We start from the raw sequence: 27,000 nt of genomic DNA, 5'->3' as shown, positions 1-27,000 counted from the left end.
ATGTCGGATTTGCTCGAAACGCCGCCGCCGCGTCCGACCAGGAAGTCGTCGAAATATGCCGGCATGGTGCGCGCCGTTTTTTCGACGAGCCTTCAGACCAGCGCCTCGCGCATGCGCCTTGCCGCGCTCGGCTTCCTTGTCCTTTACGGCGTCATTTGCGCCAAGCTCGTCTATCTCGGCTTCAAGCCGGAGACAGTTCGTCATCCCGCCGCCGAAGCGGTTTCGGCGTCGCGTCCCGATATTCTCGACCGCAACGGCGAAGTGCTGGCGAGCGACGTCAAGGTGATGTCGGTTTTCGCGGAGCCGAGACGCTTGATCGACAAAGACGAGGCGACGGAGCTTCTCACCGCCGTTCTGCCCGACGTCCCGTCAAAAGAATTGCGCGAGCGTCTCGGCGCCTCGAAGAAGGGCTTTGTCTGGGTGAAGCGCGAAGTCACGCCGCATCAGCGCGACGAAGTGTTTCATCTCGGCCTGCCGGGCGTCGGCCTTATCGCCGAAAATAAGCGCGTCTATCCGAACGGACCGATCGGCGCGCATGTGCTCGGCTTCGCCAATATCGACAATCAGGGCATCGCCGGAATCGAGAAATATATCGACGGGCAAGGGCTCGCCGATCTGCATAATCTCGGCTTCGGCGCTACGCCCGACGAGCTTCAGCCGATCACGCTCTCGCTCGACATTCGCGCGACCCATGCGCTGCGCGACGAGCTGGAGAAAGGCGTCACCCGCTTCAAGGCGAAAGCCGGCGCCGCAGCCATTCTGGATGTGAATACAGGCGAAGTAATCGCGCTCGCGTCGCTGCCGGATTACGATCCGAACCATCCGACCGAAGAAAACGCCAACGCGCTCGACCTTACCCACATCAACCGCATGAATGTCGGCGTCTATGAGATGGGCTCGACCTTCAAGGCGCTGACCATCTCGATGGCGCTCGACTCGGGCAAAGTGAATCTCGGTTCGCGCCTCGATGCGCGCGGCGCGCTCTCCTTCGGCCGTTTCAAGATCCACGATTATCACGCGCAGAACCGCGCGCTGACGGTGCCGGAGGTTTTCACTTATTCCTCGAACATCGGCACGGCGCGCATGGCGATGGGGCAGGGCGTCGAGAAGCACAAGGCTTATCTGCGCAAGATGGGCCAGCTCACGCGCATGCGCACGGAGCTGCCCGAAAGCGCCGAGCCGATCTATCCGAAGAACTGGAGCGAGCTGAACACTATGACCATCGCCTTCGGCCATGGTCTCGCCGTCGCGCCGCTACAGGCGATGATGGCGGTCGGCGCGCTGATGAATGGCGGCTATCTTATCACGCCGACCTTCCTCAAGCGCTCGCAGGAAGAGGCGATGAAGAACGCCGTGCAAGTGGTGAAACCCGAGACGAGCGAGGCCATGCGCTATCTCATGCGCCTCAACGCCGAGATCGGCACAGCAAAAAGGGTCAATGTCGACGGCTATTTCGTCGGCGGCAAAACCGGCACGGCGGAAAAGGTCGTCGGCGGCCATTACAGCAAGACCCGCCTGTTCACGACCTTCATGGCCGTCGCGCCGTCGGACAAGCCTAAATATCTTTTCCTCACCATCATGGACGAGCCGCAGGGTCGGCCCGAGGACGGCGGCTACGCCACCGCCGCCTATAACGCCGGCTTCGTCACCGGCGAGATCATCGAGCGCACCGGCCCGATCCTCGGCCTCGCGCCGCGCTTCGAGCCGCCGCATATGCCCTTCCCGCTGCTCGCCAAACTCGGTTATGGCATGGCCAATGTTCCTGCTGCCGGAGGCCGTGGCCACTGATGCGTCTCTCTGAACTCCTCGCGTTGGGCGACCTCGACCCTTCCATCGGGAACATCGAGATCGCGGGCCTCTCGGCGGACAGCCGCGTCGTCAGCGAGGGCTTTGCCTTTTTCGCCATCCCTGGCCATGCCGGGGATGGTCTTGCTTTTGTGGGGGACGCCAAGGCGCGCGGCGCGGCGGTCGTCATCGCTGAGCGCGCGGCCGAATGCGCCTTGCCGCTGATCGTCGTCCCCGATGTGCGGGCGGCCGTGGCGCGCGCCGCGGCGCGCTTCTATCCGCGCCAGCCGGAAACAATCGTCGCGGTGACCGGCACGAGCGGCAAGACCTCCGTCGTCGCCTTTCTGCGGCAGATCTGGGCGGCGATGGGCCATGAGGCGGCCTCGCTCGGCACGGTCGGCGTCGTCGATTCCAAGGGCGCCCATTACGGCGCGCTGACGACGCCGGGGCCTGTCGAGTTGCACAAGACGCTGAATGAACTTGCCGCGGGGGGCGTGACACATCTCGCGATGGAAGCCTCCTCGCTCGGCGTCGACCAGCGCCGCCTCGACGGCGTGAGGCTGGCTGCGGCGGGCTTCACCAATTTCTCGCGCGACCATCTCGACCACCACCGCGACATGGAAGACTATTTCGCGGCGAAGATGCGCCTCTTCGATACGCTGTTGCAGCCCGGCCAGACGGCGGTGATCGACGCCGACAGCGATGTGGCTACGCGTGTCGCCGCGGTTTGCAACACCCGTGGGCTGAGCGTCTTCGGCGTCGGCGCCAAGGGCGAGGCCATCGTGCTGAAAGACGCGCGCCCGCATGCGCTGGCGACGAGCCTCGACATCAGCCACGCCGGCAAGAATTACAAGATCGAACTGCCGCTCGCTGGCGCCTTTCAGACCTCGAACGCGCTTGTCGCGGCGGGGCTCGCCATCGCGTCCGGTGACGATCCCGCGCGGGTCTTCGCCGCGCTCGATCATCTCAAGGGCGCTCCCGGGCGCCTCGAACTCGTCGGCGCCCGCAATGGCGCGCCGGTCTTCGTCGATTACGCCCATAAGCCCGACGCGCTCGAGAAAGTGATCGCCACGCTGCGGCCGCTGACCAAGGGTCGGCTCATCGTCGTTTTCGGCTGCGGCGGCGATCGCGACAAGGGCAAGCGGGCGCTGATGGGCGAGATCGCCGTGCGCGCCGCCGATGTCGCGATCGTCACGGACGACAATCCCCGAAGCGAGGACCCCGCGCTGATTCGCGCCGCCATCATCGACGGCGCCAAAGGCGCGGGTCCGGCGCAGATCATCGAGATCGCCGACCGGGGGGAGGCCATCTCCCAGGCCGTCGCGGGCCTTTGCGCCGGCGACGCGCTCGTGGTCGCCGGCAAGGGGCACGAGACTGGCCAGATCGTCGGCAATCGCATATTGCCCTTTTCCGACCACGAAGCTGTCACGAAAGCGCTGCAGGAGCACAGCTCATGAAGCAGGAACCTCTATGGTCGGGACTGGCGCTCGTCGGCGCCTTGCAGGCCCGCGTCAGCGGCGCGCTCGCCCGCCAGGCGACGGGCGTCTCGATCGACACGCGCACGCTGCAGCCCGGCGATCTTTTCGTCGCCATCAAGGGCGAGGCGCGCGACGGCCATGAATTCGTCAACGCGGCTTTCGAGAAGGGCGCCGCTGCGGCGGTGATCGACGAAGAGCACGCGCGTGAGCTTGCAGGCGCCGGGCCGCTTTTCGTCGTCAAGGACGTGCAGCACTCGCTTGAACTCCTCGGCATGCGCGCGCGCGACCGCACGGCCGCCTTCATCGCCGCCATCACCGGCTCGGTCGGCAAGACCTCCACGAAGGATATGACGCGGCTGATGCTGGCGCATTTCGGCGCCACGCATGCCTCTGTCGCCTCCTACAATAATCAATGGGGCGTGCCGCTGTCGCTGGCGCGGATGCCGGCGTCGTCGCGCTTCGGCGTTTTCGAGATCGGCATGAATCACGCCGGCGAAATCGCCGGTCTCGTCGCGCAGGTGCGCCCGCATGTCGCTGTGGTGACGCGCGTCGCGCCCGTGCATCTCGAGCATTTCGCGTCGCTCGAGGCCATCGCCGACGCCAAGGCGGAAATCTTCGGGGGCCTCGAAGGCGGCGTCGCCATCATCAATCGCGACGACGCGGAATATGAGCGGCTCGCAGAGGCGGCTGCGCCTTATGCAGGGCATGTTCTCGATTTCGGCGAGGCCGAAGGCGCGCAGGCGCGGCTGCTTTCTTATAAACAGATCGATGGCGGCTGTGAGATAGAGGCCGAGATTCTCGGCCGGCGGCTTTCTTACCTCATCGGCGCGCCGGGCAAGCACATCGCGCTCAATTCGCTCGCCGCGCTGCTGATCGCTGTTTCTTTCGATCTCGATCTCGAAGAGGCCGCCGCGGCGCTTGTCGATTTCGCGCCGCCCAAGGGGCGCGGCCAGCGTGAGACGCTTCCCGTCGACGAGGGAGATTTTACGCTCATCGACGAGAGCTACAACGCCAATCCGACGTCCATGCGCGCGGCGCTGGAGCTTCTTGCCGCGACGGCGCCCAGAGCGGGCGGGCGCCGTATCGCCGTGCTCGGCGACATGCTGGAGCTTGGACCAGAAGGCGGGAATCTACACGCGGCGCTGGCGGAGGATGTCGCGCACGCCAAGGTTGATCTGCTGTTCACGGCCGGGCCGCTGATGCAGCAGCTCTATTACGCCGCGCCGGAGGCCATGCGCGCCGCCCATCGCGCCACGGCGCTGGAGGTCGAAGAGCCCGTCCTCGCCGCAATTCGGTCGGGGGACGTCGTCATGATCAAGGGCTCCAACGGGTCGCGCATGTCGAAGATTGTCGCTGCGGCGAAAGCGAAATTCGCGCCCGAGATGGCCAGTTGAGGACTACTGTATGCTGACGCTGCTCGCGGATCTGTCTTATCTCTACAGTCCGCTCAACATCTTTCGCTACATCACCTTCCGGGCCGCCATGGCGGCGGCGACGGCGCTGTTCTTCGTCTTCTTCTTTGGCCCGAACATTATCGCGGCGCTGCGCCTCAAGCAGGGCAAGGGCCAGCCGATCCGCGAGGATGGGCCCGAGTCGCATCTTCTGACGAAAAAGGGCACGCCCACCATGGGCGGGCTGATGATCCTCTCCGGCCTCATCGCCGCGACGCTGCTGTGGGCCAATCTGCGCAACTATTATGTGTGGATCGTGCTCTTCGTCACCGCCTCTTTCGGCGCGATCGGCTTTTACGACGATTACCTCAAGGTGACGAAGCAATCGCACGCCGGTTTCTCCGGCAAGGCGCGCCTCGCGCTCGAATTCCTTGCCGCCGGCATCGCCTGCTATCTGATGATGAAAGTCGGCGGCGAGAATATGTCGAATCTCGCCATACCGATGGTGAAGGGCTACGTCGGCTCGCTGGGCCTGTTCTTCATCGTCTTCGGCGCCTTCGTCATCGTCGCCGCGGGCAATTGCGTCAATCTCACCGATGGTCTCGACGGCCTCGCCATCGTTCCGTCGATGATCGCGGTCGGCACATTCGCGATCTTTGCCTATCTCGTCGGCAATTCGATCTTCTCGAATTATCTTGGCGTGAATTACGTTGCAGGCGCGGGCGAGCTCACCATCGTCTGCTCCGCGCTGATCGGCGCCGGGCTTGGATTCCTGTGGTTCAACGCGCCGCCTGCGCAGATCTTCATGGGCGACACCGGTTCGCTCGCGCTCGGCGGATTGCTCGGCGCAGTCGCCGTCGCGGTGAAGCAGGAATTCGTGCTCGTCATCGTCGGCGGACTCTTCGTGCTCGAAGGCGCGTCGGTCATCATTCAGGTCGCCTATTTCAAGGCGACCGGCAAGCGCATCTTCCTGATGGCGCCGATTCATCACCACTTCGAAAAGAAGGGCTGGAAGGAGCCGCAGATCGTCATCCGCTTCTGGGTCATCGCCTTCGTTCTGGCGCTCATGGGTCTTTCGACCCTCAAGCTGAGGTGATCATGACGCCGGTCAGAACATTCAGAGGCAAGACTGTCGCCCTCTTCGGGCTCGGCGGCTCGGGACTCTCCACCGCGAAAGCGCTGATGGCGGGCGGCGCTAATGTGCGCGCCTGGGACGATGGCGAAGCGGGGCGACTCGCCGCCGCACGGAATGGCGTGCCGCTCGAAGATCTATCCGATAGCGACTGGTCGTCTTTCGCCGCGTTGGTTCTCGCGCCCGGCGTGCCGCTGACTCATCCGGAGCCGCATTGGACGGTCGCGCGCGCCCGCGCCGCCGGCGTCGAGGTCATCGGCGACATCGAGCTCTTTTGCCGCGAACGCGCGGCGCATGCTGGCGGCGCGCCTTTTGTCGCCATCACCGGCACCAACGGCAAATCGACGACGACTGCGCTCATCGCGCATATTCTGCGCGAGGCCGGCCGCGACGTGCAGCTCGGCGGCAATATCGGCGTGCCGATTCTCGATCTCGAGCCGCCGTCGGATGAACGCATCCATGTCATCGAGTGCTCGTCCTTCCAGATCGATCTCACGCCCTCGCTCAATCCGACCATCGGCATATTGATCAATCTGACGCCCGATCACATCGACCGCCACGGCACGATGGAGAATTACGCGGCGGTGAAAGAGCGCCTCGTCGCGAGCGCCGAGGTGGCGCTCGTCGGCGTCGACGACGCCTATACGCACGCAATCGGCGCGCGTCTCTCCGCCGATCCCAAACCCGGGCAGCGTATCATGCCGGTTTCCGCCGCGCGTCGTCTGGATTGGGGATTTTATGTCGAAGACGGCGGCGTCTATTTCCGCGAACAGGGCCATCCGCCGGAAGAAGCCGAGTTGCTCGGCTCCTTGCTAGGCGCACGCGCTTTGCGCGGCGCGCATAATGCGCAAAACGCCGCTTTCGCCGCCGCGGCCGCCTGGGAATGCGGGCTGGAGGACGAGGAAATCGCCCGCGGCCTGCTGAGCTATCCGGGCCTGCCGCATCGCATGGAGGAGGTCGGCCGCATCGAGCGCACGCTCTTCGTGAACGACTCCAAGGCGACCAACGCCGACGCCGCAGAAAAAGCGCTCGCGAGCTTTGCCGACATCTACTGGATCATCGGCGGCAAGGCGAAGGAGGGCGGCATCGAGCCGCTGCGGCCTTACTTCCCGCGCATTCGCAAGGCTTATCTCATCGGCCATGCGAGCGACGATTTCGCGCGCACGCTCGACGGCGCGCTGCCTTATGAGCGCTGCGAGACGCTCGACGTCGCGACGATGCGTGCGGCTTTCGATGCGCTGGACGGCGATGCGGCGGAGCCGATCGTGCTGCTCTCGCCCGCCTGCGCTTCGTACGACCAATTCAAGAATTTCGAGGCGCGCGGCGACGCCTTCCGCGCCCTCGTCAACGGATTGCCAGCCGTTATCGCCGCTCGCAGAGGAGAGCACCCATGATTTCGCGCGCCGAGCGAACACCAATCTCCGATTGGGCATGGACCATCGATCGTTGGCTTCTCGCCGGCATCGCGCTTCTCATCGTCGCGGGCCTCGTCTTCGGCATGGCGGGCAGTCCGCCGGTTGCGGAACGGCTGCATCTCTCGACCTTCCATTTCGTCAACCGACAGGTCGCCTATCTTCTGCCGGCGTTGGCGGTGATGATCGGCGCCTCCTTCCTGTCGCCGCGCCATGTGCGTCGCGCCGCGCTCGTCGTTTTCATCGTGTCGCTGGCGCTCGTCGTCGCGACGCTGTTCTTCGGCCAGGAAGTGAAAGGCGCACGGCGCTGGATCTTCGGCATTCAGCCTTCGGAGTTCCTCAAGCCGTCCTTTGTCGTCGTCGTCGCCTGGGCCTTTTCGGAAGGCGCGCGGCGCAAGGACGTTCCCGGCAACTGGCTCGCGCTCCTTCTCTTTCCGCTCACCATCGGGCCGCTCGTTTTGCAGCCCGATTTCGGCCAGACCATGCTGATCTCGGTTGTCTGGGCCGCGCTCTTCTTCATGGCGGGGCTGCATCTCATCTGGGTCGTCGGGCTTGGCGGCCTCGGCGCTACCGCCGCGCTGCTGGCCTACAAATTTGCGCCACACGTGCGCGCGCGCGTCGACGCCTTTCTCGAGCCGCCGCCGCCCGTCGCCGGCGTGCCGACGAACTTCCAATCCGAGACCGCGCTCGAAAGCTTCAAGGCGGGTTCCTGGTTCGGCAAGGGGCCGGGCGAAGGCACGGTCAAGCGCATCCTGCCCGACTCGCATACGGACTTCATTTTCGCTGTCATCGGCGAGGAGTTCGGCGTCATCGTCTGCATTGTGCTGGCGATGGTCTTCGCCTTCATCGTGGTGCGGGGGCTCTTCTCCGCCGCGCGCAACGAAGACCCGTTCTGCCGTTTTGCGACGGCGGGGCTCGTCATGCTCTTTGGCCTGCAGAGCTGCATCAATATGGCGGTGAACGTCCACCTCATGCCCGCCAAGGGCATGACGCTGCCTTTCGTTTCCTACGGCGGCTCGTCGCTCATCTCGCTGTCGCTCGGCATGGGCTTCTTGCTCGCCGTCACGCGCAAGCGCCCGCGCACGCGGGTCCTGACCGAGGTCGCCGCGACGAGCGGGCCTTTGCCGGCGGCGGCCTGACAATGAACGATCGGCCCATTCTTCTCGCCGCCGGCGGCACCGGCGGCCATCTCTTTCCAGCCGAGGCGCTGGCGCATGCGCTCGAAGCCCGCGGCGCTGCGGTGGAGCTCGTCACCGACGAGCGGGCGCTGGCTTATGGCGGGAGCTTTCCGGCGCGCGCGATGCATTGCATTCCCTCGGCGACGCCGCGCGGCGGCTCGCTGTTTGAGAAGGCGCGCGCCGTTGCGCAGCTTGCTTATGGCACAGCGCAGGCCGCGAAGGTCATGAGCCGGTTGCGCCCGCGCGCTGTGATCGGTTTTGGCGGCTATCCCACCGTGCCGCCGCTGCTCGCGGCGTCTTTCCTGAAAATCCCCACCGCGCTGCACGAGTCGAACGCCATCATGGGGAAGGCAAACCGCTTTCTCTCCGGCCATGTCGACAAGATCGCCGCAGGACTCCCCAATCTCGCCGTGCCGCCCGCTTTGCAGAGCAAGGTCGTCGTCACCGGCAATCCGGTGCGTCCGGCGGTGCTGGAGGCGGCGACGCGCGCTTATCCCGATTTCGCAGACGGAACCTTCCGGCTTCTCGTCACCGGCGGCTCGCAGGGCGCGCGCGTGATGGCGGATATCGTGCCCGAAGCGATCGCCGCTCTGCCGGATCATTTGCGTGCGCGCATTCGGCTCGTGCAGCAGACCCGCGCCGAGGACATCGCTCGCGTCGAGGCCATCTACGAGAGCGCCAAGGTGGACGTCGAGATCGCACCCTTCTTCAAAGATCTGCCGCTGCGCATTGCGCAGGCGCATTTTGTCATCGCGCGCGCGGGCGCATCGACCGTTTCCGAGCTTGCCGTCATCGGCCGTCCGTCGCTGCTCGTGCCGCTGCCGCAATCGCTCGATGGCGATCAGGCCGCAAACGCCGCCGTCATCGAACAGGCCGGCGCCGCGGAGACGGTGAAGCAGAGCGATTTCTCGCCGGCCTTCCTGACTGCGCGTCTCGCGCAGCTCATCGAGGCGCCGCAGGCGCTCGCGCAAAAAGCTGAAGCCGCCAAGCGCGTCGGCGTCGCCGACGCGGCCGAGCGTCTCGCCGATCTGATTTTGAACGTGGCCCAAAGCCGCGCGCCTTAAGGAGACACATTGGAATGAAACTGCCGCGCGATCTCGGCCCCATTCACTTTGTCGGCATTGGCGGCATCGGCATGTCGGGCATCGCCGAAGTGCTGCTCAATCTCGGCTACACGGTGCAGGGCTCGGACGCCGCCGAAAACGCCAATGTGAAGCGCGTCGCCGAAAAGGGCGCCAGGGTCTTCGTCGGCCATGACGCGAAGAATCTCGCCGAAGCCGCCGTCGTCGTGGTCTCGACCGCCATCAAGCGCGACAACCCCGAGCTTGTCGCGGCGCGCGAGAAGCGCCTGCCTGTGGTGCGCCGCGCCGAAATGCTCGCGGAGCTGATGCGCCTCAAGCAATGCGTCGCCATCGCCGGCACGCATGGCAAGACGACGACCACGTCTCTTGTCGCGACGCTGCTCGACGCCGGCGGGCTCGATCCGACCGTCATCAATGGCGGCATCATCAACGCCTATGGCACCAATGCGCGATTGGGCGCCGGCGATTGGATGGTGGTGGAGGCCGACGAAAGCGACGGCACCTTCTTGAAGCTTCCCGCCGATGTCGCGATCGTCACCAACATCGATCCCGAGCATCTCGACCATTTCCACACTTTCGATGCGATCAAGGAAGCCTTTCGCGCCTTCATCGAAAATCTGCCGTTCTACGGCTTCGCGGTGATGTGCCTCGATCATCCGACCGTGCAGGAGCTCGTCGGCAAGATTGAGGACCGCCGGGTTTTCACCTATGGCGAGAATCCGCAGGCCGACGTGCGGCTGCTGGACGTCAATCTCGAAGGCGGCGTGTCGCGCTTCAACGTGCTGCTGCGCGACCGCAAGACCGCGCAGGCGACTTACCTCGAAAACCTGCTGCTGCCGATGCCCGGCCATCACAATGCGCTGAATGCCACGGCGGCCATCACTGTGGCCTATCAGCTTGGCCTGTCGCCGGATCAGATCCGCAAGGCGCTCGCGGGCTTCGGCGGCGTCAAGCGCCGCTTCACGCGCACGGGCGAATGGAACGGCGTTCAGGTCTTCGACGATTACGGCCACCATCCGGTGGAGATCGGCGCCGTGCTGCGCGCCGCGCGCGCCTCCACCAAGGGCAAGGTCGTCGCAGTTGTGCAGCCGCATCGCTATACGCGCCTGCAATCGCTCTTCGACGCCTTCGCGACCTGCTTCAACGACGCGGATGTCGTGATTGTCGCCGATGTCTATCCGGCGGGCGAGCAGCCAATCGTGGGCGTCGATCGTGACGCGCTCGTCTCGGCCATTCGCGCGCACGGCCATCGCCGCGCCGTGAGTCTGCCATCGCCGGAAGTGCTGCCGGCCATGGTGCGCGAGATCGTGACGCCGGGCGATTACGTTGTGTGTCTCGGCGCGGGGAACATCACGCAATGGGCCTATGCGCTGCCGGAGCAGCTTGCGGCGGGCGGGGTCAGCGCATGACGCGCATTCTTCACGGCTCCTCCCCTCTCCCGCTTGCGGGAGACGGTGGCCCTCGCGTCAGCGAGGGTCGGGTGAGGGCCGCCCTCATCCGTCACGCGTTCCGCGCGACACCTTCTCCCGCAAGCGGGAGAAGGAGGAAGCGTCTATGACCTTCCGCGATCTCACCCCCGACATCGCGCCCCTCCTGCCCGAGTTGCGCGGCAAACTCTCCGCCAATGAGCCGCTCGCGCCTTACACATGGTTTCGCGTCGGCGGGCCGGCGCAGCTTCTCTTCATGCCGGCGGACGAAGCGGACCTCGCCTATTTCCTCTCGCGTCTGCCGAGCGACATTCCCGTCACCGTCATCGGGCTCGGCTCCAATCTCATCGTGCGCGACGGCGGCGTTGCGGGCGTGGTTATCCGGCTCTCGGCGAAAGGCTTCGGGGAGATCGCCATTGAAGAAAACGCGCGCCTGCGCGTCGGCGCCGCCGTCCCGGATGTGAAAGCCGCGCGCGCCGCGGCGGATGCGGGCATTGATGGTCTGGCCTTTTATCGCGGCATTCCCGGCGCCATCGGCGGCGCGCTGCGCATGAACGCCGGCGCGCATGGCGGCGAGACCAAGGATACGCTCATCGAAGCGCGCGGCGTCGATCGCGCAGGCAACATCCGTATCTTCTCCATCGCCGATATGGGCTACAGCTACCGCCACTGCTCGGCGCCGGCGGATGTTATTTTCACGCAGGCGCTGTTTCAGGGCCGGCCCGGCGACAGCACGGCGATCCTCGCCGAGATGGATCGCATCACGCAGGCGCGCGAGGCTTCGCAGCCCATCAAGGAAAAGACCGGCGGCTCGACCTTCAAGAATCCCGAAGGCCACAAGGCCTGGCAATTGATCGACGCCGCCGGCTGCCGCGGCCTCGTCGTGGGCGATGCGCAGGTGAGCGAGATGCATTGCAATTTCCTCATCAACCGCGGCGCCGCCACCGCCGCCGACATCGAAAATCTCGGCGAGACGGTGCGGGCCCGCGTCTTGGAGACGAGCGGCGTGGAACTGCACTGGGAGATCAAAAGGATCGGCGTCGCTTAGATGAAAGCGGACACGCCGGGCGCCGACGCGGCCTCGAAGCTCGAGGCGATCCTTGCGAGTCCCTGGACGACGCTTGCCCTGGTCTTGATTGCAATCGGCCAGCAGATCGCCGGCCATCTCGATTGCGACGTGTCCTGGTTCATCACTTTTGCCGAGCGATATGTCGACGGCGCCGTTCCCTATGTCGACATCACCGATCCAAACCCGCCGGCGTCCTTTCTCGTTCTGGCGCCGGCGATCAGACTGGCCCGCGCCTTGGGCCTTGCGGCCGAGCCGGTCGTTGCAGGGCTCGTGTTCTTTTCCGCCTTTCTGTCGATCGCGCTCAGCGCTGTGATCCTGCGTTCGGGCGCACCGCGTTCGCGTAAGGAATGGGGGCTTATCGCCAACGCAGCGGTTTTCCTGCTGCTCGTCGCGCCTGCTTTGGCTTTCGCGGAACGCGAGCATCTGGCGCTTCTGGCGCTCGCGCCTCTGCTTGCGACATTGGCGGCGTCAGCCGAGGGCGGGCGCGTCGCTCGGCCATTGCGGATCGTCGCAGGCCTCGGCGGCGGGCTGGCCGTCTGCTTCAAACCGTTTTTCGCGCTCGCGATCATCGCGCCGGCGCTCGCTATTGCGTACCGCGAACGCTCGCTTCGTTCGCTGCTGACGGCGGAAATGGCCACGGCCGTCGGCGTCTGCGTCGCCTATGGCGTCGCGACCCTCGTGTTTTTCCCGGGCTATGCGCATTACGCGCTGCCCGTGATCGCGGATGTTTATCAGCCGTCCCGCGAAACCACGGCCAATCTCGCCTTCCGCTCGCTCGCGCCTGTCAACCTCGCGCTTCTCGGCGCGCTTTTGATCGCCTCGGCGCGTGGCGTGGCGCCCGCCGCCGTGCGGGTCTGCGCCTTCGCCTCGGCCGCCTTTCTCGCAAGCTTTTTCTTGCAGGGGAAAGGCTGGATGAATCACGCCTATCCAGGCGTCGTGCTGGCGCTTCTCGCCTGGAGCCTGTTCGCGCTCGGCGACGATCCGCGCGCCAAGGCCGCGCGGGAAGGGCGGCTGTTCAAATTCGTCTTCCTGCCTCTGCTGATCGCCGCGCCCTTCGAATTCGGCGCTCACATGCTTTGGGTGAACGCCGAGGAGCACCCCGGTCTGCGCGCGGCGATCGAACGCGTTGCGCCGCCGCATCCGCGCGTGATCGCCATGGCGCGCCAGCTCGACTTTGGCCATCCGGTCACGCGCCAGCTCGGCGGCGTCTGGGTCGGCCGCCCCAATGCGCTTTGGGTCGCGAGCTTCGCCGCCTATCTCTCGAAGGGCTCCATCGACCCGGAGCGGCGCGCGCTGCTGCAGGACTATCGCCGTCGCGATCTCGCCGGATTTGCCGAGGATGTTCGCCTCGGCAAGCCCGACGTCATCATCGTCGAGGATAAAGAGACGCGCGAGTGGGCGATCAAGCAGCCGGAGTGCGCGACCGTCCTCGATGGCTACGAAAAAACCGGGCGATCCGAGGAAATCGAAATCTGGACCCGCAAGGCGCGGGACGCCGTTGCGCCGTCTCCGGGGGCGGCATAGCTTCGGCCGGGTAAGGGATTCGGGCGCGGCCCGATCAACGCGCGACAGAGGCAAAGACTTCTCTTTCAGCTTTGCTTTGGCGCCAATCAAGAGATCGATATGACCAAACACGTCGCCGTGCTGATGGGCGGACTCTCCGCCGAACGCGAAGTCTCTTTGCGCTCAGGCGCGGCCTGCGCCAAAGCGCTGGAGGAGCAGGGCTACCGCGTGACGCCGGTCGATGTCGGCCATGACGCCGCAACCGTGCTGGCGTCGCTCGCGCCCGACGTGGCCTTCAACGCCCTGCACGGAAAGTTCGGTGAGGACGGCTGTATTCAGGGCGTGCTCGAGCTGTTGCGCATTCCCTATACGCATTCGGGCGTGCTCGCTTCCTCGCTCGCGATGAAGAAGGACGTGGCCAAGGTCGTGATGGCGGCCGCCGGCGTTCCCGTGCCCAAAGGCCGCGTCGTGCATCGTCTGGAGGCCGCGAAGGCGCATGTGCTGCCGCCGCCCTATGTGCTGAAGCCCGTCTCGGAGGGCTCCTCCTTCGGCGTCTTCATCGTCAGGGAGGACCAGGCCCATCCGCCGCAGGAGCTGATGCGGGAAGATTGGGCGCATGGCGATCTGATGCTCGCCGAACAATTCGTGGCGGGGCGGGAACTTACCTGCGCCGTGATGGGAGACCGCGCGCTCGACGTGATCGAGATTCTCGCCGCTGACGGCGGCTGGTACGACTACCACGCGAAATACGCGAAAGGCGGTTCAAAACACGTTATTCCCGCGAATCTTAAACAAAATATTTACCAAGAGGTTCAACATTTAGCCATCGAGGCTCATCGGGCTCTCGGTTGCCGCGGCGTCAGCCGCGCGGACTTCAGATACGACGATCGCCCCGATGGAACGGGCGAGCTTGTCGTGTTGGAAGTCAATACGCAGCCGGGAATGACGGAGACCTCGCTCGTGCCAGATATGGCGGCTTATGCAGGTTTATCGTTCGGCGAGCTTGTGAAATGGATGGTGGAGAACGCATCCTGCGATCGTTGAGGGAGTCGCTCGCGACTTCCCTCCCGCCTGTACATTTTCCGCTCGCCCAGCCCGAGGCGGCTGTCGCGGGCGCCTCCTACGCCAGCGCCGCCGCCACCGCCGATCTTCCGCCCCAGCAGCCGCATCGCCTCGACGATGGGCCGTCCGCGCTGCAGCGCTACGCGTTTCTTGCACGTCCGGGCGTCGGCCTGGCCGCCGTGCTTCTTCTCTTTGGCGGGGTCGGCCTCGCCGGCGCCTTGCAGAATGGCGGCTATGACGCGCTCATCCGGCGCGAAGGCCAGCCCTGGGACATTGCCGCCCGCGCTTTCGGTTTCGATATTTCCGCGGTGACCATCACCGGGCAGTCGCGGCTGACCGAAAACGAGCTTCTGGACGCCGCGGGAGTCACGCCGCGCCAATCGCTGCTCTTTCTCGACGCCGGCGCCGTTCGCGAGCGCTTGCTGGCCATCCCGCTCGTGAAGACAGCGCGGGTGATGAAGCTTTATCCCAACCGTCTCGTCGTCGCGATCGAGGAGCGCCGGCCGCAAGCGCTTTGGCAGCGCGACGGCCGCATCTCGGTTGTTTCCGATGACGGCGTCGCGATCGACGAACTGCGCGACGAGCGTTACCTCGGCTTGCCCTTCGTTGTCGGCGAGGGCGCGCAGAAACGTCTGCCGGAATTCCTGGCGATCAGAGAGGGGATGGGCGATCTCGCGCAGCGTGTGAAGGCCGGCGTTCTCGTCGCCAACCGCCGTTGGGACATCGAGATGACCAATGGCGTGATCGTGAAATTGCCGGAAGCCGATCCGGGCCGCGCCATCGGCGCCCTGATCCGCCTGCAGCGCGAGGCGCGCATTCTCGACAAAGACGTGATGGCGATCGATCTTCGCGCGGCCGACCGCGTCACGGTGCGCCTGACGGAGGAAGCCGCCGCGGCGCGAGAAGCGGCGTTGCCCCATAAAACCAAGAAGGCTGGTGGGTAGAGTCATGAAGTCCCAGCTTGTTCCCCCCCGTCTCAAGCCGCTCTCGCCGCGCCGCGCCGCGACCTTCGGCGTGCTCGATATCGGCACGTCGAAGATCGCTTGCCTGATCGCGCGCCTGACGCCGGTCGGCGACGTTGCGCCGCGCGACTGGCGGACGCATCGCATCCGCGTCATCGGCATCGGCCACCAGCGCTCGCTCGGCGTGAAACACGGCCTCGTGATCGACATGGACGCGGCCGAGCGCGCCATCCGGCAGACGGTGGACGCGGCCGAGCGCATGGCCGGAACGCAGATCGATCATGTGATCGTCACCGCGTCGGGCGGCCGTCTCGCGTCGGAACACTTTGCCGCGAAGCGCGCGATCGGCGGGCGTGAGGTCGCGGAAAGCGACATTCATCGCGTGCTCGAAGCTTCCGCCGCGCATCACCTGCATCGCGGCCGCGTCGCCGTGCATTCGATCCCGACAGGCTTCTCGCTCGACGGCGTGCCGGACATTCGCGAGCCCAAGGATATGATCGGCGACGAGCTCGGCGTCGATCTCCATGTGGCAAGCTGCGATCAGGCGGCGGTTCGCAATCTCGTCCTCGCGGCGGAGCGCGGCCATCTCGGCGTGGAAGGCATGGCCGCTGCGCCTTACGCCGCCGGCCTATCGGCGCTCGAGCCCGACGAGGCGGAAATGGGCGTCGTCCTCATCGACATGGGCGCGGGCTCGACCTCGCTTGCGGTCTTCGCGCGCGGAAAGTTGACACATCTCGACGCCGTGACGCTCGGCGGCAATCACGTCACCATGGACATTGCCCGCGGCCTCGACGCGCGCCTTGCCGACGCCGAGCGCCTGAAGACCTTCCACGGCTCGGCGATCTCGTCTTCCTCCGACGAGCGCGAGACGGTGTCCTTCGATCATGTCGGCGAGAGCGGCCGTCACAAGCACTATGCGCCGAAGTCGCATCTCGTGCGGATCATTCGTCCGCGCATCGAGGAGACGTTCGAATTCCTGCGTGACCGGCTCGCGCGCGCCGGCTATCCGTCCGGCCCCAACCGCCGCATCGTGCTCACCGGCGGCGCCTGTCAGCTCACCGGCGCGGCCGAGTGCGCGCGGTCGATTCTCGGCGGGCAAGTGCGCATCGGCCGCCCGATCGGAGTCGACGGTCTTCCCGATCCGGCGCGCAGCCCCGCATTCGCGGCGGCGGCGGGATTGCTCGTCTATCCGCAGGTCGCGGGGCGCGAATATTTCGAGCCGCATCGCGGCGAAAGGTTTGCGACGGGTACGGATGGTTACATGTCGCGAGTGGGTAGATGGTTAAAGGAAAGCTTCTAGAATCGCAGCAAGTGATTCTCTCTACCGAAGCGATTCGGCCTGTCGAGACGGGCCTCTGCGTAAAGTTACCGAGGACGACGCGTTCGGCGACGGGGCGTCCAAGGAAAGGACAACCGACGCCGATGAGCTGTGTTAATTCCGAGAGGCCTGGCAAATGACGATCAATCTCAAAGCGCCCGAACTGAGGGAACTCAAGCCCCGAATCATGGTCTGCGGCGTGGGCGGGGGCGGCTGCAACGCCGTCAACAACATGATCACGTCTGGCCTGTCGGGCGTCGATTTTCTGGTCGCCAACACCGACGCTCAGGCGCTTGCCTCTTCTTCCGCCGAGCGCGTGATTCAGATGGGCCTGCAGGTGACGGAAGGTCTCGGCGCCGGCGCCCAGCCGGAAGTCGGCCGCGCCGCCGCTGAGGAAGCTCGCGAGGAGATTCGCGAGCATCTGCAGGGCGCGCATATGTGCTTCGTCACCGCCGGCATGGGTGGCGGCACCGGCACGGGCGCCGCGCCGGTCATCGCGCAGATCGCGCGCGAGATGGGCATCCTCACTGTCGGCGTCGTGACCAAGCCGTTCCATTTCGAGGGTCAGCGCCGTCTGCGCATCGCCGACGCCGGCATTGGCGAGCTGCAGAAATGCGTCGACACGCTGATCGTCATCCCGAACCAGAATCTCTTCCGCATCGCGACGGAGAAGACGACCTTCGCCGACGCCTTCGCCATGGCGGATCAGGTGCTCTATTCGGGCGTGGCCTCGGTCACCGATCTCATGGTCAAGGAAGGCCTCATCAACCTCGACTTCGCCGACGTGCGCTCGATCATGCGCGGCATGGGCAAGGCGATGATGGGCACGGGCGAGGCGACCGGCGAGCGCCGCGCCAATCTCGCGGCCGAAGCGGCGATCGCCAATCCGCTGCTCGACGAAGTGTCGATGAAGGGCGCGCGCGGCCTGCTGATCTCGATCACCGGCGGCCACGATCTCACGCTTTATGAAGTCGACGAGGCGGCGAGCCGCATCCGTCAGGAGGTCGACGAGGACGCCAATATCATCCTTGGCGCCACTTTCGATTCCTCGCTCGAAGGCGTCATCCGCGTGTCGGTCGTCGCGACGGGCATCGATCTCGCCGCAATCACGGCCGAGGATCCGACGAGCCAGAGCCGGATGGCCGAGGCCGCCGAGCGGCTGCGCCAGCAGTTGCACGCCAAGTCGCAACCGGCGCCCGTCGCCGAGGCCGCCCCTTCGGCCCAGATCTACGCGATGCCGGAACGCGCGCCCGCGCCCGCCTATCAGCCCGAGATGCGCGAAGCGGCGCCGGCTCCTGTCTATTATGCCGAGCCGGCCCCGGCTGCGCCCGCCCATATGACGACGAATGGCGTCTATCTGGAGCCGGTCGCCGCGCGTCCGGCCTATGTCGAGCCGATGCCGGAGCCCGCGCCGCGCATGGCTGCGGAGCCAGCCGCGGCGCCTTATGTGCCGCCGGCGCCCGAGATGCCGCGCACCCCGCGCATGCCGTCGCTCGAGGATTTCCCGCGGCCGGTGCAGGATCAGATTCGTCAGCACCACGCTGAGGCGTCGCAGGACCCGCGTCGTAAATCGATCTTCGAGCGCCTCGCCTCCTTCGGCGCGAGCCGCCAGGAGGACGCGATGCAGGCCGCGCCCGCCGCGCCTTATCCTCAGGCCCCCATGCCGCCGCGCGCACCGCAGCCTTCTCCGGCGCACGCCGAATATGGCAAGCGCCCGGCGGCGCCTGCGCCGCAGGCGCCGGGTCACGCCGGGCTCGACACCCATGGCCGCCGCGCCCCCGCGCCGCGTCCGGTGGAGGAAGACCATCTCGAAATCCCGGCTTTCCTGCGCCGGCAATCGAACCACTAAGCTGCTTTGCAGCTTCGCAAAGGCCCGCCAGCGCGGGCCTTTGTCTTTTTTGCGCGTGGCTTGTAACAAACGGTAGCAAACCGTTACTGGAGCCTTGCCACGCCCCTGGGATAAGAATTATCCAGTAAGTGGCTCTAACTTGGGCCTGTTCCAGCCTTCGCCGGGAGGATCCCCTCATTCGCCCGAAGTCTCGCGCCCAGACATCGCTTGCGCGCCCCGTCACGCTCAGCGGCCGCGGCGTCCATAGCGACACACCAGCGCGTCTCACGCTTTCGCCTTCCGCCGCCGATTCCGGGATCGTCTTCAGCGTCGACGGCGCGGACATCCTCGCCGACTGGCGCAGCGTCGACGCCACGCAATTGCGCACGCGGCTGTCGGGCGAGGGCGCGAGCGTCTCGACCGTCGAACACCTGCTGGCGGCGCTCGCGGGCCTTGGCGTCGACAACGCCCTTGTCGAGATCGAGGGCGCGGAAGTCCCCGCCATGGACGGCTCCGCTGGAGCCTTTGTCGCCGCGCTCGATGAGGCGGGCATCGCCGAGCTGGCCGCGCCCCGTCGTGTTTTGCGCGTGAGCGCGCCTGTGCGCGTCTCCGACGGCGCCGGCTGGGCCGAGCTGACGCCAGCGGGCGGCGGCCTGAGCCTCGACGTCGAAATCGCCTTCGAGGGCCGCATTGGCCGGCAGCGCCGCGCGTTGGACGTCACCCCCGAAACATTCCGCCGCGAGCTCGCCGGCGCGCGCAGCTTCGGCTTCCTGCGCGACGCCGAGCGTCTGTGGCGCGGCGGCCTCGCGCTCGGCGCCTCGCTCGGGAATACGGTGGTGCTCGACGGCGAGACCGTGCTCAACCCCGAGGGGCTGCGCTACGTCGACGAATTCGTCCGCCACAAAATGCTCGACGTCGTCGGAGACCTCGCGCTCGCCGGCGCGCCGATCCTGGGGGCGTTCCGCTCCTTCAGAGGCGGGCATGCGCTGAATGTGGCGCTGGTGCAAACGGCGATGCGCCAAGGCGCGCTGGAATTGGTCGAGCGCCATGTTGTCGCGGAGCGGCCGGCGGCGTCTTTCGCCATAATCTCGCCAGAACAAAGTCCTTCCTAATAACCGCATCATCCGTCGCCGCGCGCCGCCAGCGCCGGGACGGCGCGGGTCCGGCGCGCATGCGTATCGCAATGCGCTCTCGAGCGGGGCCGCGAGTGGCGGGTTATGGCGGTTTAGGCTAATAGGCTTTCAGAGCGCGGCGCGGTCGTCGCTCTTTGCCGCAAGGGGCGCTTCATAATGTCTGTTTTCGCTGCTTCTTTCCGCTCTTCCGCTATGCTCGCCGCGGCGGCCCTGGCGCTCGCCATTGCGCCGGCGCGCGCGGACATCATGGATACGATCACGAGCGGCTTTGGCCTTTTGGGCGGCGGCGAAAAATATAAGACGGAAATCACCCCGGACATTCCAGCCGACGACCTCTACAACCAGGGCCTCGCCAGGCTGAAGGCCAAGGACTACGAGAAGGCGGCGAAGAGATTCGGCGAGGTGGAGAAAAACTATCCCTCGTCCGAATGGTCGCGCAAGGCGCTGCTGATGACTGTCTTCACGCAATATGAGAAGCCGGCTTATGACGAAGCCGTCCAGGCGGCGCAGCGTTACATCGGCCTTTATCCGAATTCGCCCGACACGCCTTATGTCTTTTATCTCGCTGGCATGAGCTACTACAACCAAGTGCCCGACGTGATGCGCGACCAGTCTTCTGCTGAAAAGGCGCTGCAGATTTTCTCCGAGCTGATCCAGAAATACCCGAAGTCCGAATATGTCGCCGACGCCAAATACAAGATGGGCGTGGCGCGCGATCAGCTCGCCGCCAAGGAAATGCAGGTCGGTCGCTTCTATCTGACGCGTAAGAATTACCCGGCGGCGATCAACCGTTTCCACGACGTGCTCGGCAAATATCAGACGACTCGCCATACGGAAGAAGCGCTCTACCGCCTGACGGAAGCCTATCTCGCCATGGGCGTCACCAATGAGGCGCAGACGGCGGCGGCGATCCTCGGTCATAACTACCCGGATTCGCAATGGTACAAGGACGCGCACGCCTTGTTGAAAACGGGCGGTCTGGAGCCGCACGAATATAGCGATTCCTGGCTCTCCAAGGTCGGCAAGACGCTGCACGCGATCTAACCAATTTGGACCGCGAGCCTTCAGGCTCGCCTCTTAAAAATGCGCGCCTGAAGGCGCGCGGTCCCCGATTGATTTCGTCGCAGGGCGTGCCAACCTTGGCGCGTCGGCGAATCGCGCCCTTCCGCCACCACTGGGCGGCGGGGCTGTTGCATGCGGTTCGCGCGCCGGAGCGATAAAGTCAGCGTCATGCTCACCCGCCTCTCGATTCGCGATATCGTGCTCATCGACGCGCTCGATCTCGATTTCGGGCAGGGGCTGACGACGCTTACCGGCGAGACGGGCGCCGGCAAGTCTATTCTGCTCGACGCGTTTGTGCTTGCCCTGGGCGGGCGCGGCGACGCTTCGCTCGTGCGCGCGGGCAGTGAGCAAGGCCAGGTGACGGCCGTCTTCGATCTTGCCCCGGACCATCCCGCCCATCTGGCTGCGCGCGAATTCGGCCTCGCCAGCGAGGACGAAATGGTGCTGCGCCGCGTGCAGGCGGCGGACGGGCGCACGCGCGCCTTCGTCAACGACCAACCGGCGACGGCGCAGGCGCTTCGCGCCATTGGCCGCGAGCTGGTGGAAATCCATTGCCAGCACGATGATCGCGCGCTTGTCGATCCGAGCGCTCATCGCACGCTGGTCGACGCCCATGGCGGTTTGCTCGGTCAGGCCATTGAGGTGCGCGGCAGGCACAGCGCCTGGCAGGCGGCGCGGCGCGCTCTGGCCGATGAGGAGGCGCGCATCGCCAAGGCGCGCGCCGACGCCGATTATCTGCGCCACGCCCATGAGGAGCTGACCAAGCTCGCGCCCGAGCCAGGCGAGGAGGAGACGCTCGCCGAACGCCGGCTGTTCATGCAGCGCGCCGAGAAGGTCGCGACCGACATTCGCGACGCGCTCGCGGTTTTCGCGGATGACCGGGCTCCGGCCGTGGAGATCGGCCATGCCGCGCGCCGGCTGGAACGCCGGCTGACGCAGGCGCCGCAAATATTGGAGCCACCGGCCAAGGCGATGGCGCAGGCCGTCGACGCTTTGTCGCTCGCTGAGCAGGCGCTGGAGCAGGCGCTCGCCGAAACGCGTTTCGATCCGGCGGAGTTGGAGCGCGTCGAGGAGCGGCTCTTCGCGCTGCGCGGGGCGGCGCGCAAATATCAGGTGGGCATTCCGGAGCTGCCGAAGCTCGCTGAGAAATTCGCCGGAGACATTGCGGCGCTCGACGCCTCGGAAGCGCGGCTGACAAAGCTCGCGCAGGAGCTTGAGACGGCGAAGGCCGCCTATGACACGGCCGCGCGCGCGCTCTCCGCCGCCCGCCAGAAGGCGGCGAAAAAGCTCGATTCGCTGGTCGACGCCGAGCTGAAGCCTTTGAAGCTGGAGGGCGCGCATTTCTCGACGCAGGTGACGAGCGAGCCCGAGAACGGCGGACCGGAGGGGATCGACCGGGTCGAATTCTGGGTGCAGACCAATCCGGGCTCGCGTCCCGGGCCGCTGACCAAGGTGGCGTCGGGCGGCGAGCTTGCGCGCTTCATGCTGGCCTTGAAGGTCGTGCTCGCCGACCGTGGCTCGGCCCCGACGCTGGTCTTCGACGAGATCGATACGGGGGTCGGCGGCGCGGTGGCCGACGCGATCGGCCAGCGCCTCGCGCGGCTCGCGGGCAAGGCTCAGGTGCTTGCCGTGACGCATGCGCCGCAGGTCGCCGCCCGCGCCAGCCGCCATTTGCGCATCAGCAAGGGCGCGTCAAGCAAGGGCAAGGAAAAGCGCGTGGCGACGAGCGTCGCTGTGCTGGCGGAGGCCGAGCGGCGGGAGGAGATCGCGCGGATGCTGTCAGGCGCGGCGATCACCGACGAAGCGCGCGCCGCGGCGATGCGGTTGCTGGAAGGGGCGGGGTAGCTCCAAGGCCAATGCGCTTGCGACCAAAAGAGGGCGCGCCCATAATAAGGATGGCGTCACAAAGCGAGTGAAAGACCCATGAAGGTCTCTTCCGCTGAATTTATCGAGAATTACAGCACATTGGCCGATCGCGCGCTCTCCGAGCCGATCACCATAACGAGGAACGGTTGTGACCGGCTGGTGGTCATTTCGGCCGAGGAATATTCACGCCTCAAGCGCCGTGACCGGCGCGTTGTGGAACTGGCGGATTTTACGGAAGAAGAAATAGCCGCCATCGCCAAGGCCGAAGTCCCGCCAGGCCATGAGAGCCTGGATGAGGAATTGAAAGACTGGCGGCCGTGAGTTGGCCGGCGCCACAGCCGGGATTGTTGATCCGATATTCCTATCTTTGGGCCCGCGAAGCTCGCGAGGGCAGGGAAGAAGGCGCCAAGGACCGGCCCTGCGCGGTCGTTCTCGTTCTTCTGCGTGAAGGGGGAAAGGCGCCGCTTGTCCGCGTCCTGCCAGTCACCCATACCGCTCCGATGAACCCCGACGATGGGCTGGAGATCCCTCTGGCGACGAAGCAACGCCTCGGGCTCGATTCAGCCCGTTCCTGGGTTGTGCTGACCGAAGCCAATGATTTTGTTTGGCCGGGGCCCGATCTTCGCCCGGCAGTCCGGGGCGACCCCGCGAGCGTTGTTTACGGGATGCTGCCGCCGGGCTTCATGAGAGTGCTGCGCGAACGCCTTGTGGCGCGTTGGCGAACAGTTCGAGCGAAGTCGGTTCCCCGCGGGGAGTAGCGCTTCGCTCAGGCACGGCTACGTCACGCCGTCTTCTCCTTGAATTTGCACAAATCATACAAGATGCACCGCGCGCATTCCGGCTTGCGCGCTTTGCACACATAGCGGCCGTGCAGGATCAGCCAGTGATGCGCGTGCAGGAGATATTTCTCCGGCACGACGGCCTCGAGCCCTTTCTCCACCGCCTCCGGCGTCGCGCCCTTGGCGAGGGGCAGGCGGTTCGAGATGCGGAAGATATGCGTGTCGACGGCGATGGTCGGCAGGTGGAAGGCGATGTTGAGCACGACATTGGCGGTCTTGCGGCCGACGCCGGGCAGCGCCGTCAGCGCATCGCGGTCCTGCGGCACCTCGCCCCCGTGGCGCTCGATCAGCAATTGCGAGAGCGCAACGACGTTCTTGGCCTTGGTGCGGAAGAGGCCGATGGTCTTGATCGCCTCGCGCACGCGGTCCTCGCCGAGAGCGACCATTTTCTCAGGAGTGTCGGCGATGGCGAAAAGCGCCGGCGTCGCTTTGTTCACCCCGGCGTCGGTCGCCTGTGCGGAGAGCACGACGGCGACCAGCAGGGTGAAGGGGTTCGTGTAAAGAAGCTCGCCCTTGGGCTCGGGATTGGCTTCGGCGAGGCGTGCGAAAATGGCCTCGATCCGCGCGGCCTCCGCCGCCGGCAGGCGGCGGGCACGAGGCCTTTTAGCAAGGGGCTTCCTGGTCTGTGCGTTTTCGCTGTTTCTTCCCGCCATGACGGCGTTATATCTATTGGTTCGCAGGGACGAAAGCGCTGTAGAGCCCATGGCTGAGCCCTTTGACGAACCGATTTATTCCAAGCGCCTTTCGCCGCATCGATCGATGACGCCGCGCGCCTTCTATCTCTTCATCCTCGCCTATTGCATCGCGCAAGGACTGTTCGCGCTGCCTTTTCTGTTCATGGGGGCCTGGCCCGTCGCGGGCTTCATGGGGCTCGACGCGTTGGCGCTGTTCATCGCCTTCCGCCTCAGCTTCCGCGATGCGCGCGCCTATGAGACGGTGGACGTCACGCCGGTCGAGCTCGTCTTCGCCAAGGTCGGCGCCGGCGGCTGGCGGCGCGAGTGGCGCTTCAATCCCGCCTGGGTGCGCCTGGAGCAGAAGGTCCACGAGGAATTCGGCACGCAGAGCGTCGCTTTGGTGTTTCGCGGCGAGACCGTCGAGGTCGGCTCATTCCTGGGGCCGGATCAGAAGGCCGAACTCGCCCGCGATCTCACCCACGCCCTCGCCACGGCGAAACGGGGACCGCGCTTTTCCTGACTTCTACCAGTTCCGTTTGAATAGCTCGTAGCGGGCGCGTGTTATTCCCGGTGGGCTGAAAGCCCGACCGGAATCCAGAGCCACAAAAGCGCTGGTTTTGCTCAGAGCCCGTCATTGCGAGCGAAGCGAAGCAATCCAGGGCGACGATGCGGCTCTGGATTGCTTCGTCGGCTCAGCCTCCTCGCAATGACGGCGGTGGTTTTCCTGTGTGTCCGAACTGTGCGAGCGTCGGGAATGTGCCGAACAGTCGAGCGGATCTCGTCTTATTGCTTGCGTTGCGAGAGGACGGCGTCGGCGTCGCGCAACAGCCGCTCCTCATTCACCTTATAGTAGCGCCACAGCACAAAGAGCCCGATCAGGCCACAGACAATGCCGAGCGTTGCGAGCCGCCCCTCGATCTTCTCGAAACCCGCTGTCAGCCAATAGGCGCCGAAGCCGAAGACGAGCGCCCAAACAATGCCCCCGGCCGCGTTGAAGAGGAAGAACTTGCCGGCCGGCAGGCGGTTGGCGCCCGCGAGCAGCGCCGCGAGAATGCGCAGCAGCGCGATGAAGCGGCCGAAAAAGACGATGGCGCCGCCCCATTTGTAGAAGAGATATTGCCCGAGCCGCAGCTTCTCCGGGCCGAGACCTACGCGCCAGCCATGACGCTCCAGGAAGCGGTAGCCGAATTCGCGGCCGATCCAATAGCCGATGTTGTCGCCCATGATGGCGCCGGCGGCGGCGGCCGCGACAATCCAGTCGATCGAGAGCGCGCCGGAGAGGCGCGCATAGATCGCGGCGCCGACCAGCATGGTTTCGCCCGGCAAAGGCAGGCCGGAGCTTTCCAACGCAACCACCAGGAAGATGGCCCAATAGCCATAGGTCGAGAGGATGGCGGCGATCTGCGCCTGATCGAGGAAATGGGCCATGATGACGTCGCGCAAGCTCGGATAAACAAAAAGCGACACCGCGGCGCGATGTCGCTCCGATGCGTTGAGCCCTTCGGGCCGTTACTGATACTGATGCGCGCCGGCGCAGCTCAGGTTGATTGCGAAGGGTTGACCGAAGCCTTCATCGGCGAAGAGGGCTCCCTCTTCGAGCGCGGGTTCGAGCACCGCGCGCAGGCCCTTGAGCAACGGCTGGTCGTCGCCCGTGATCCGTTCGCGCAGCGCCTCGCGGACGCCGTCATCCGCCCGGCGGGCGAAGTCGCGAACGATAATCGATACGAATCTGCCGACGCTCATTCCCTTCTCTTGCGCCGCCACGCGGACGCGCTCGGCGAAGCGGCCGCCGATGCTTTTGAGGGCCGCCTGGGCGACCATCTCATTCGAGCAGGAATGGATCAGATCCGTTACCAGCATATCGTCCTCCGCTTTGCTTTCTTTTTTCAGCCCGTCCTCTTCGCTTCCTACGCCGTCCGACCCCTCGGGCGCGGCGTCATCTTGAAAATTGGGCGGCGGCGACTGAACCGTCGCTGAACCGCTCACGCTGAAAACCTCGGATCCGCAACGGACCCGGGCGCTTTCGCCTTCGGCCCGGAAACGCGCCTTGCACGCTCCGTCCCCGCGTATCGCCGCTCCTATACGAGGCCTGTGACGCGCCTACGACGAGCGGTTGTAAATTTTTGCGTGGAGGAAGCGCGGCGCGCCCTTGCCGCGCCTCCGTATTGTCCCAACGCGCCACTCTGGTCATAGTTTCATGGCGCAGTGAAAAAATCTTTGCTGCGCCTGCACAACAATTCCAAAGTCCATCCCGCCTGCGGCGTCACCAAACGCCGATATTCTGCGCCGAGGCCCAAGGCTCCTTGGGCTCCAAGGGCTTACCTTTTTGCAGCAGCTCAATCGACACCGCGTCCGGGGTGCGCACAAACGCCATATGGCCGTCGCGCGGCGGCCGGTTGATCGTCACGCCGGCTTTCTGAAGCCTCCCGCAGACCTCGTAGATGTCGTCGACGGCGAAAGCGAGATGGCCGAAATTGCGCCCACTAGCATATTCGTGCTCGTCCCAATTATAGGTGAGCTCGATCGTCGGGGCGCCGCTGCGCTTGGCCTCCTCGATGTCGGCGGGCGCCGCCAGATAGACGAGCGTATAGCGGCCTTTTTCATTCTCCATGCGGCGCACTTCCGTGAGGCCGAGAATGTCGCAGAAAAAATGCAGCGAGCGGTCGAGATCGCCCACCCGGATCATCGTATGCAGAAACTTCATGCGTAAACTCCTGTTGATGGCGCATCCTAGCACCGGCGCGCCGGCTTGTGCGTGGCCGAGGGTGAGTCGTTCCGCCGCGGCGATCCACAAGCGGC

Annotated in this window: 24 protein-coding genes; 20 read left to right on the top strand and 4 right to left on the bottom strand. The window is 65.5% G+C overall.

Annotated elements, in window-relative coordinates:
- From QMG84_RS14015 to QMG84_RS13925, 19 genes are all read left to right on the top strand, one after another.
- A complete protein-coding gene (locus QMG84_RS14015; protein WP_434085991.1) occupies positions 1 to 1,788 on the top strand; it encodes a peptidoglycan D,D-transpeptidase FtsI family protein in 1,788 nt (595 codons plus the stop codon).
- Positions 1,788 to 3,242, top strand: coding sequence for a UDP-N-acetylmuramoyl-L-alanyl-D-glutamate--2,6-diaminopimelate ligase (locus QMG84_RS14010; RefSeq protein ID WP_281928637.1), 1,455 nt, complete (start codon positions 1,788 to 1,790; stop codon positions 3,240 to 3,242). The genes QMG84_RS14015 and QMG84_RS14010 overlap by 1 nt, the downstream gene beginning before the upstream one ends.
- Positions 3,239 to 4,657, top strand: a complete 1,419-nt coding sequence (locus QMG84_RS14005; protein ID WP_281928636.1) for a UDP-N-acetylmuramoylalanyl-D-glutamyl-2,6-diaminopimelate--D-alanyl-D-alanine ligase — start codon at positions 3,239 to 3,241, stop codon at positions 4,655 to 4,657. Before QMG84_RS14010 ends, QMG84_RS14005 begins: the two co-directional genes overlap by 4 nt.
- 10 nt (positions 4,658 to 4,667) lie before the next feature.
- Positions 4,668 to 5,750 (top strand): phospho-N-acetylmuramoyl-pentapeptide-transferase, encoded by a 1,083-nt coding sequence (gene mraY, locus QMG84_RS14000; protein WP_281928635.1) that lies wholly within the window; start codon positions 4,668 to 4,670, stop codon positions 5,748 to 5,750.
- 2 nt (positions 5,751 to 5,752) lie between these two features.
- Entirely contained in the window at positions 5,753 to 7,180 is a 1,428-nt protein-coding gene (gene murD, locus QMG84_RS13995) for a UDP-N-acetylmuramoyl-L-alanine--D-glutamate ligase (RefSeq protein ID WP_281928634.1), read from the top strand.
- Entirely contained in the window at positions 7,177 to 8,337 is a 1,161-nt protein-coding gene (locus tag QMG84_RS13990) for an FtsW/RodA/SpoVE family cell cycle protein (RefSeq protein WP_281928633.1), read from the top strand. The genes murD and QMG84_RS13990 overlap by 4 nt, the downstream gene beginning before the upstream one ends.
- A gap of 2 nt (positions 8,338 to 8,339) precedes the next feature.
- Positions 8,340 to 9,440 carry an undecaprenyldiphospho-muramoylpentapeptide beta-N-acetylglucosaminyltransferase gene (gene murG, locus QMG84_RS13985; RefSeq protein ID WP_281928632.1) on the top strand — a complete coding sequence of 367 codons (1,101 nt, stop codon included), beginning with the start codon at positions 8,340 to 8,342 and terminating at the stop codon, positions 9,438 to 9,440.
- A 14-nt stretch (positions 9,441 to 9,454) separates the two neighbouring features.
- Positions 9,455 to 10,867, top strand: coding sequence for a UDP-N-acetylmuramate--L-alanine ligase (gene murC, locus QMG84_RS13980; protein ID WP_281928631.1), 1,413 nt, complete (start codon positions 9,455 to 9,457; stop codon positions 10,865 to 10,867).
- Between the two features lie 145 nt (positions 10,868 to 11,012).
- Positions 11,013 to 11,933, top strand: a complete 921-nt coding sequence (murB, locus tag QMG84_RS13975) for a UDP-N-acetylmuramate dehydrogenase (RefSeq protein WP_281928630.1) — start codon at positions 11,013 to 11,015, stop codon at positions 11,931 to 11,933.
- Positions 11,934 to 13,478 (top strand): hypothetical protein, encoded by a 1,545-nt coding sequence (locus QMG84_RS13970; RefSeq protein WP_281928629.1) that lies wholly within the window; start codon positions 11,934 to 11,936, stop codon positions 13,476 to 13,478.
- A gap of 99 nt (positions 13,479 to 13,577) precedes the next feature.
- On the top strand, positions 13,578 to 14,501 hold the full coding sequence (locus tag QMG84_RS13965) for a D-alanine--D-alanine ligase (protein ID WP_281928628.1): 924 nt from the start codon (positions 13,578 to 13,580) through the stop codon (positions 14,499 to 14,501).
- Positions 14,468 to 15,463 (top strand): cell division protein FtsQ/DivIB, encoded by a 996-nt coding sequence (locus QMG84_RS13960; RefSeq protein ID WP_281928627.1) that lies wholly within the window; start codon positions 14,468 to 14,470, stop codon positions 15,461 to 15,463. Before QMG84_RS13965 ends, QMG84_RS13960 begins: the two co-directional genes overlap by 34 nt.
- A gap of 4 nt (positions 15,464 to 15,467) precedes the next feature.
- Complete coding sequence (ftsA, locus tag QMG84_RS13955) at positions 15,468 to 16,781, top strand: cell division protein FtsA (RefSeq protein WP_202072405.1); 1,314 nt, start codon at positions 15,468 to 15,470, stop codon at positions 16,779 to 16,781.
- Positions 16,782 to 16,935: 154 nt separating this feature from the next.
- Complete coding sequence (ftsZ, locus tag QMG84_RS13950) at positions 16,936 to 18,648, top strand: cell division protein FtsZ (RefSeq protein WP_202072406.1); 1,713 nt, start codon at positions 16,936 to 16,938, stop codon at positions 18,646 to 18,648.
- Between the two features lie 128 nt (positions 18,649 to 18,776).
- On the top strand, positions 18,777 to 19,739 hold the full coding sequence (lpxC, locus tag QMG84_RS13945; RefSeq protein WP_281928625.1) for a UDP-3-O-acyl-N-acetylglucosamine deacetylase: 963 nt from the start codon (positions 18,777 to 18,779) through the stop codon (positions 19,737 to 19,739).
- 177 nt (positions 19,740 to 19,916) lie between these two features.
- Positions 19,917 to 20,804 (top strand): outer membrane protein assembly factor BamD, encoded by an 888-nt coding sequence (locus QMG84_RS13940; RefSeq protein WP_281928623.1) that lies wholly within the window; start codon positions 19,917 to 19,919, stop codon positions 20,802 to 20,804.
- Positions 20,805 to 20,990: 186 nt separating this feature from the next.
- Complete coding sequence (recN, locus tag QMG84_RS13935) at positions 20,991 to 22,667, top strand: DNA repair protein RecN (protein ID WP_281932018.1); 1,677 nt, start codon at positions 20,991 to 20,993, stop codon at positions 22,665 to 22,667.
- A 78-nt stretch (positions 22,668 to 22,745) separates the two neighbouring features.
- Positions 22,746 to 23,009, top strand: a complete 264-nt coding sequence (locus QMG84_RS13930; protein ID WP_281928622.1) for a type II toxin-antitoxin system Phd/YefM family antitoxin — start codon at positions 22,746 to 22,748, stop codon at positions 23,007 to 23,009.
- Positions 23,006 to 23,446 carry a hypothetical protein gene (locus QMG84_RS13925; RefSeq protein WP_281928621.1) on the top strand — a complete coding sequence of 147 codons (441 nt, stop codon included), beginning with the start codon at positions 23,006 to 23,008 and terminating at the stop codon, positions 23,444 to 23,446. Before QMG84_RS13930 ends, QMG84_RS13925 begins: the two co-directional genes overlap by 4 nt.
- Positions 23,447 to 23,469: 23 nt before the next feature.
- On the opposite strand, the gene nth is transcribed toward QMG84_RS13925, so the two are convergent.
- Entirely contained in the window at positions 23,470 to 24,180 is a 711-nt protein-coding gene (gene nth / locus QMG84_RS13920) for an endonuclease III (RefSeq protein WP_281932016.1), read from the bottom strand.
- A 49-nt stretch (positions 24,181 to 24,229) separates the two neighbouring features.
- Here nth and QMG84_RS13915 point away from each other — a divergent pair, with 49 nt between their 5' ends.
- Entirely contained in the window at positions 24,230 to 24,721 is a 492-nt protein-coding gene (locus QMG84_RS13915) for a DUF2244 domain-containing protein (RefSeq protein ID WP_281928620.1), read from the top strand.
- A gap of 263 nt (positions 24,722 to 24,984) precedes the next feature.
- On the opposite strand, the gene QMG84_RS13910 is transcribed toward QMG84_RS13915, so the two are convergent.
- The 3 genes from QMG84_RS13910 to gloA all read right to left on the bottom strand — a co-directional run bounded on the left by QMG84_RS13910 (position 24,985) and on the right by gloA (position 26,905).
- On the bottom strand, positions 24,985 to 25,629 hold the full coding sequence (locus QMG84_RS13910; protein ID WP_281932014.1) for a DedA family protein: 645 nt from the start codon (positions 25,627 to 25,629) through the stop codon (positions 24,985 to 24,987).
- A gap of 81 nt (positions 25,630 to 25,710) precedes the next feature.
- Entirely contained in the window at positions 25,711 to 26,061 is a 351-nt protein-coding gene (locus QMG84_RS13905; RefSeq protein WP_281928618.1) for a hypothetical protein, read from the bottom strand.
- Positions 26,062 to 26,464: 403 nt separating this feature from the next.
- On the bottom strand, positions 26,465 to 26,905 hold the full coding sequence (gloA, locus tag QMG84_RS13900) for a lactoylglutathione lyase (protein ID WP_281928616.1): 441 nt from the start codon (positions 26,903 to 26,905) through the stop codon (positions 26,465 to 26,467).
- Positions 26,906 to 27,000: the final 95 nt, after the last annotated feature.

This window comes from Methylocystis iwaonis (assembly GCF_027925385.1).
Lineage (GTDB): Bacteria > Pseudomonadota > Alphaproteobacteria > Rhizobiales > Beijerinckiaceae > Methylocystis > Methylocystis iwaonis.
This window is presented reverse-complemented; position numbering and strand designations above follow the sequence as displayed.

Coding starts and splice junctions, on each gene's coding strand:
- QMG84_RS14015 (WP_434085991.1), top strand. CDS start 1: ATGTCGGATTTGCTCGAAACGCCGCCGCCGCGTCCGACCAGGAAGTCG.
- QMG84_RS14010 (WP_281928637.1), top strand. CDS start 1,788: ATGCGTCTCTCTGAACTCCTCGCGTTGGGCGACCTCGACCCTTCCATC.
- QMG84_RS14005 (WP_281928636.1), top strand. CDS start 3,239: ATGAAGCAGGAACCTCTATGGTCGGGACTGGCGCTCGTCGGCGCCTTG.
- mraY (WP_281928635.1), top strand. CDS start 4,668: ATGCTGACGCTGCTCGCGGATCTGTCTTATCTCTACAGTCCGCTCAAC.
- murD (WP_281928634.1), top strand. CDS start 5,753: ATGACGCCGGTCAGAACATTCAGAGGCAAGACTGTCGCCCTCTTCGGG.
- QMG84_RS13990 (WP_281928633.1), top strand. CDS start 7,177: ATGATTTCGCGCGCCGAGCGAACACCAATCTCCGATTGGGCATGGACC.
- murG (WP_281928632.1), top strand. CDS start 8,340: ATGAACGATCGGCCCATTCTTCTCGCCGCCGGCGGCACCGGCGGCCAT.
- murC (WP_281928631.1), top strand. CDS start 9,455: ATGAAACTGCCGCGCGATCTCGGCCCCATTCACTTTGTCGGCATTGGC.
- murB (WP_281928630.1), top strand. CDS start 11,013: ATGACCTTCCGCGATCTCACCCCCGACATCGCGCCCCTCCTGCCCGAG.
- QMG84_RS13970 (WP_281928629.1), top strand. CDS start 11,934: ATGAAAGCGGACACGCCGGGCGCCGACGCGGCCTCGAAGCTCGAGGCG.
- QMG84_RS13965 (WP_281928628.1), top strand. CDS start 13,578: ATGACCAAACACGTCGCCGTGCTGATGGGCGGACTCTCCGCCGAACGC.
- QMG84_RS13960 (WP_281928627.1), top strand. CDS start 14,468: ATGGATGGTGGAGAACGCATCCTGCGATCGTTGAGGGAGTCGCTCGCG.
- ftsA (WP_202072405.1), top strand. CDS start 15,468: ATGAAGTCCCAGCTTGTTCCCCCCCGTCTCAAGCCGCTCTCGCCGCGC.
- ftsZ (WP_202072406.1), top strand. CDS start 16,936: ATGACGATCAATCTCAAAGCGCCCGAACTGAGGGAACTCAAGCCCCGA.
- QMG84_RS13940 (WP_281928623.1), top strand. CDS start 19,917: ATGTCTGTTTTCGCTGCTTCTTTCCGCTCTTCCGCTATGCTCGCCGCG.
- recN (WP_281932018.1), top strand. CDS start 20,991: ATGCTCACCCGCCTCTCGATTCGCGATATCGTGCTCATCGACGCGCTC.
- QMG84_RS13930 (WP_281928622.1), top strand. CDS start 22,746: ATGAAGGTCTCTTCCGCTGAATTTATCGAGAATTACAGCACATTGGCC.
- nth (WP_281932016.1), bottom strand. CDS start 24,180: ATGGCGGGAAGAAACAGCGAAAACGCACAGACCAGGAAGCCCCTTGCT.
- QMG84_RS13915 (WP_281928620.1), top strand. CDS start 24,230: ATGGCTGAGCCCTTTGACGAACCGATTTATTCCAAGCGCCTTTCGCCG.
- QMG84_RS13910 (WP_281932014.1), bottom strand. CDS start 25,629: ATGGCCCATTTCCTCGATCAGGCGCAGATCGCCGCCATCCTCTCGACC.
- QMG84_RS13905 (WP_281928618.1), bottom strand. CDS start 26,061: ATGCTGGTAACGGATCTGATCCATTCCTGCTCGAATGAGATGGTCGCC.
- gloA (WP_281928616.1), bottom strand. CDS start 26,905: ATGAAGTTTCTGCATACGATGATCCGGGTGGGCGATCTCGACCGCTCG.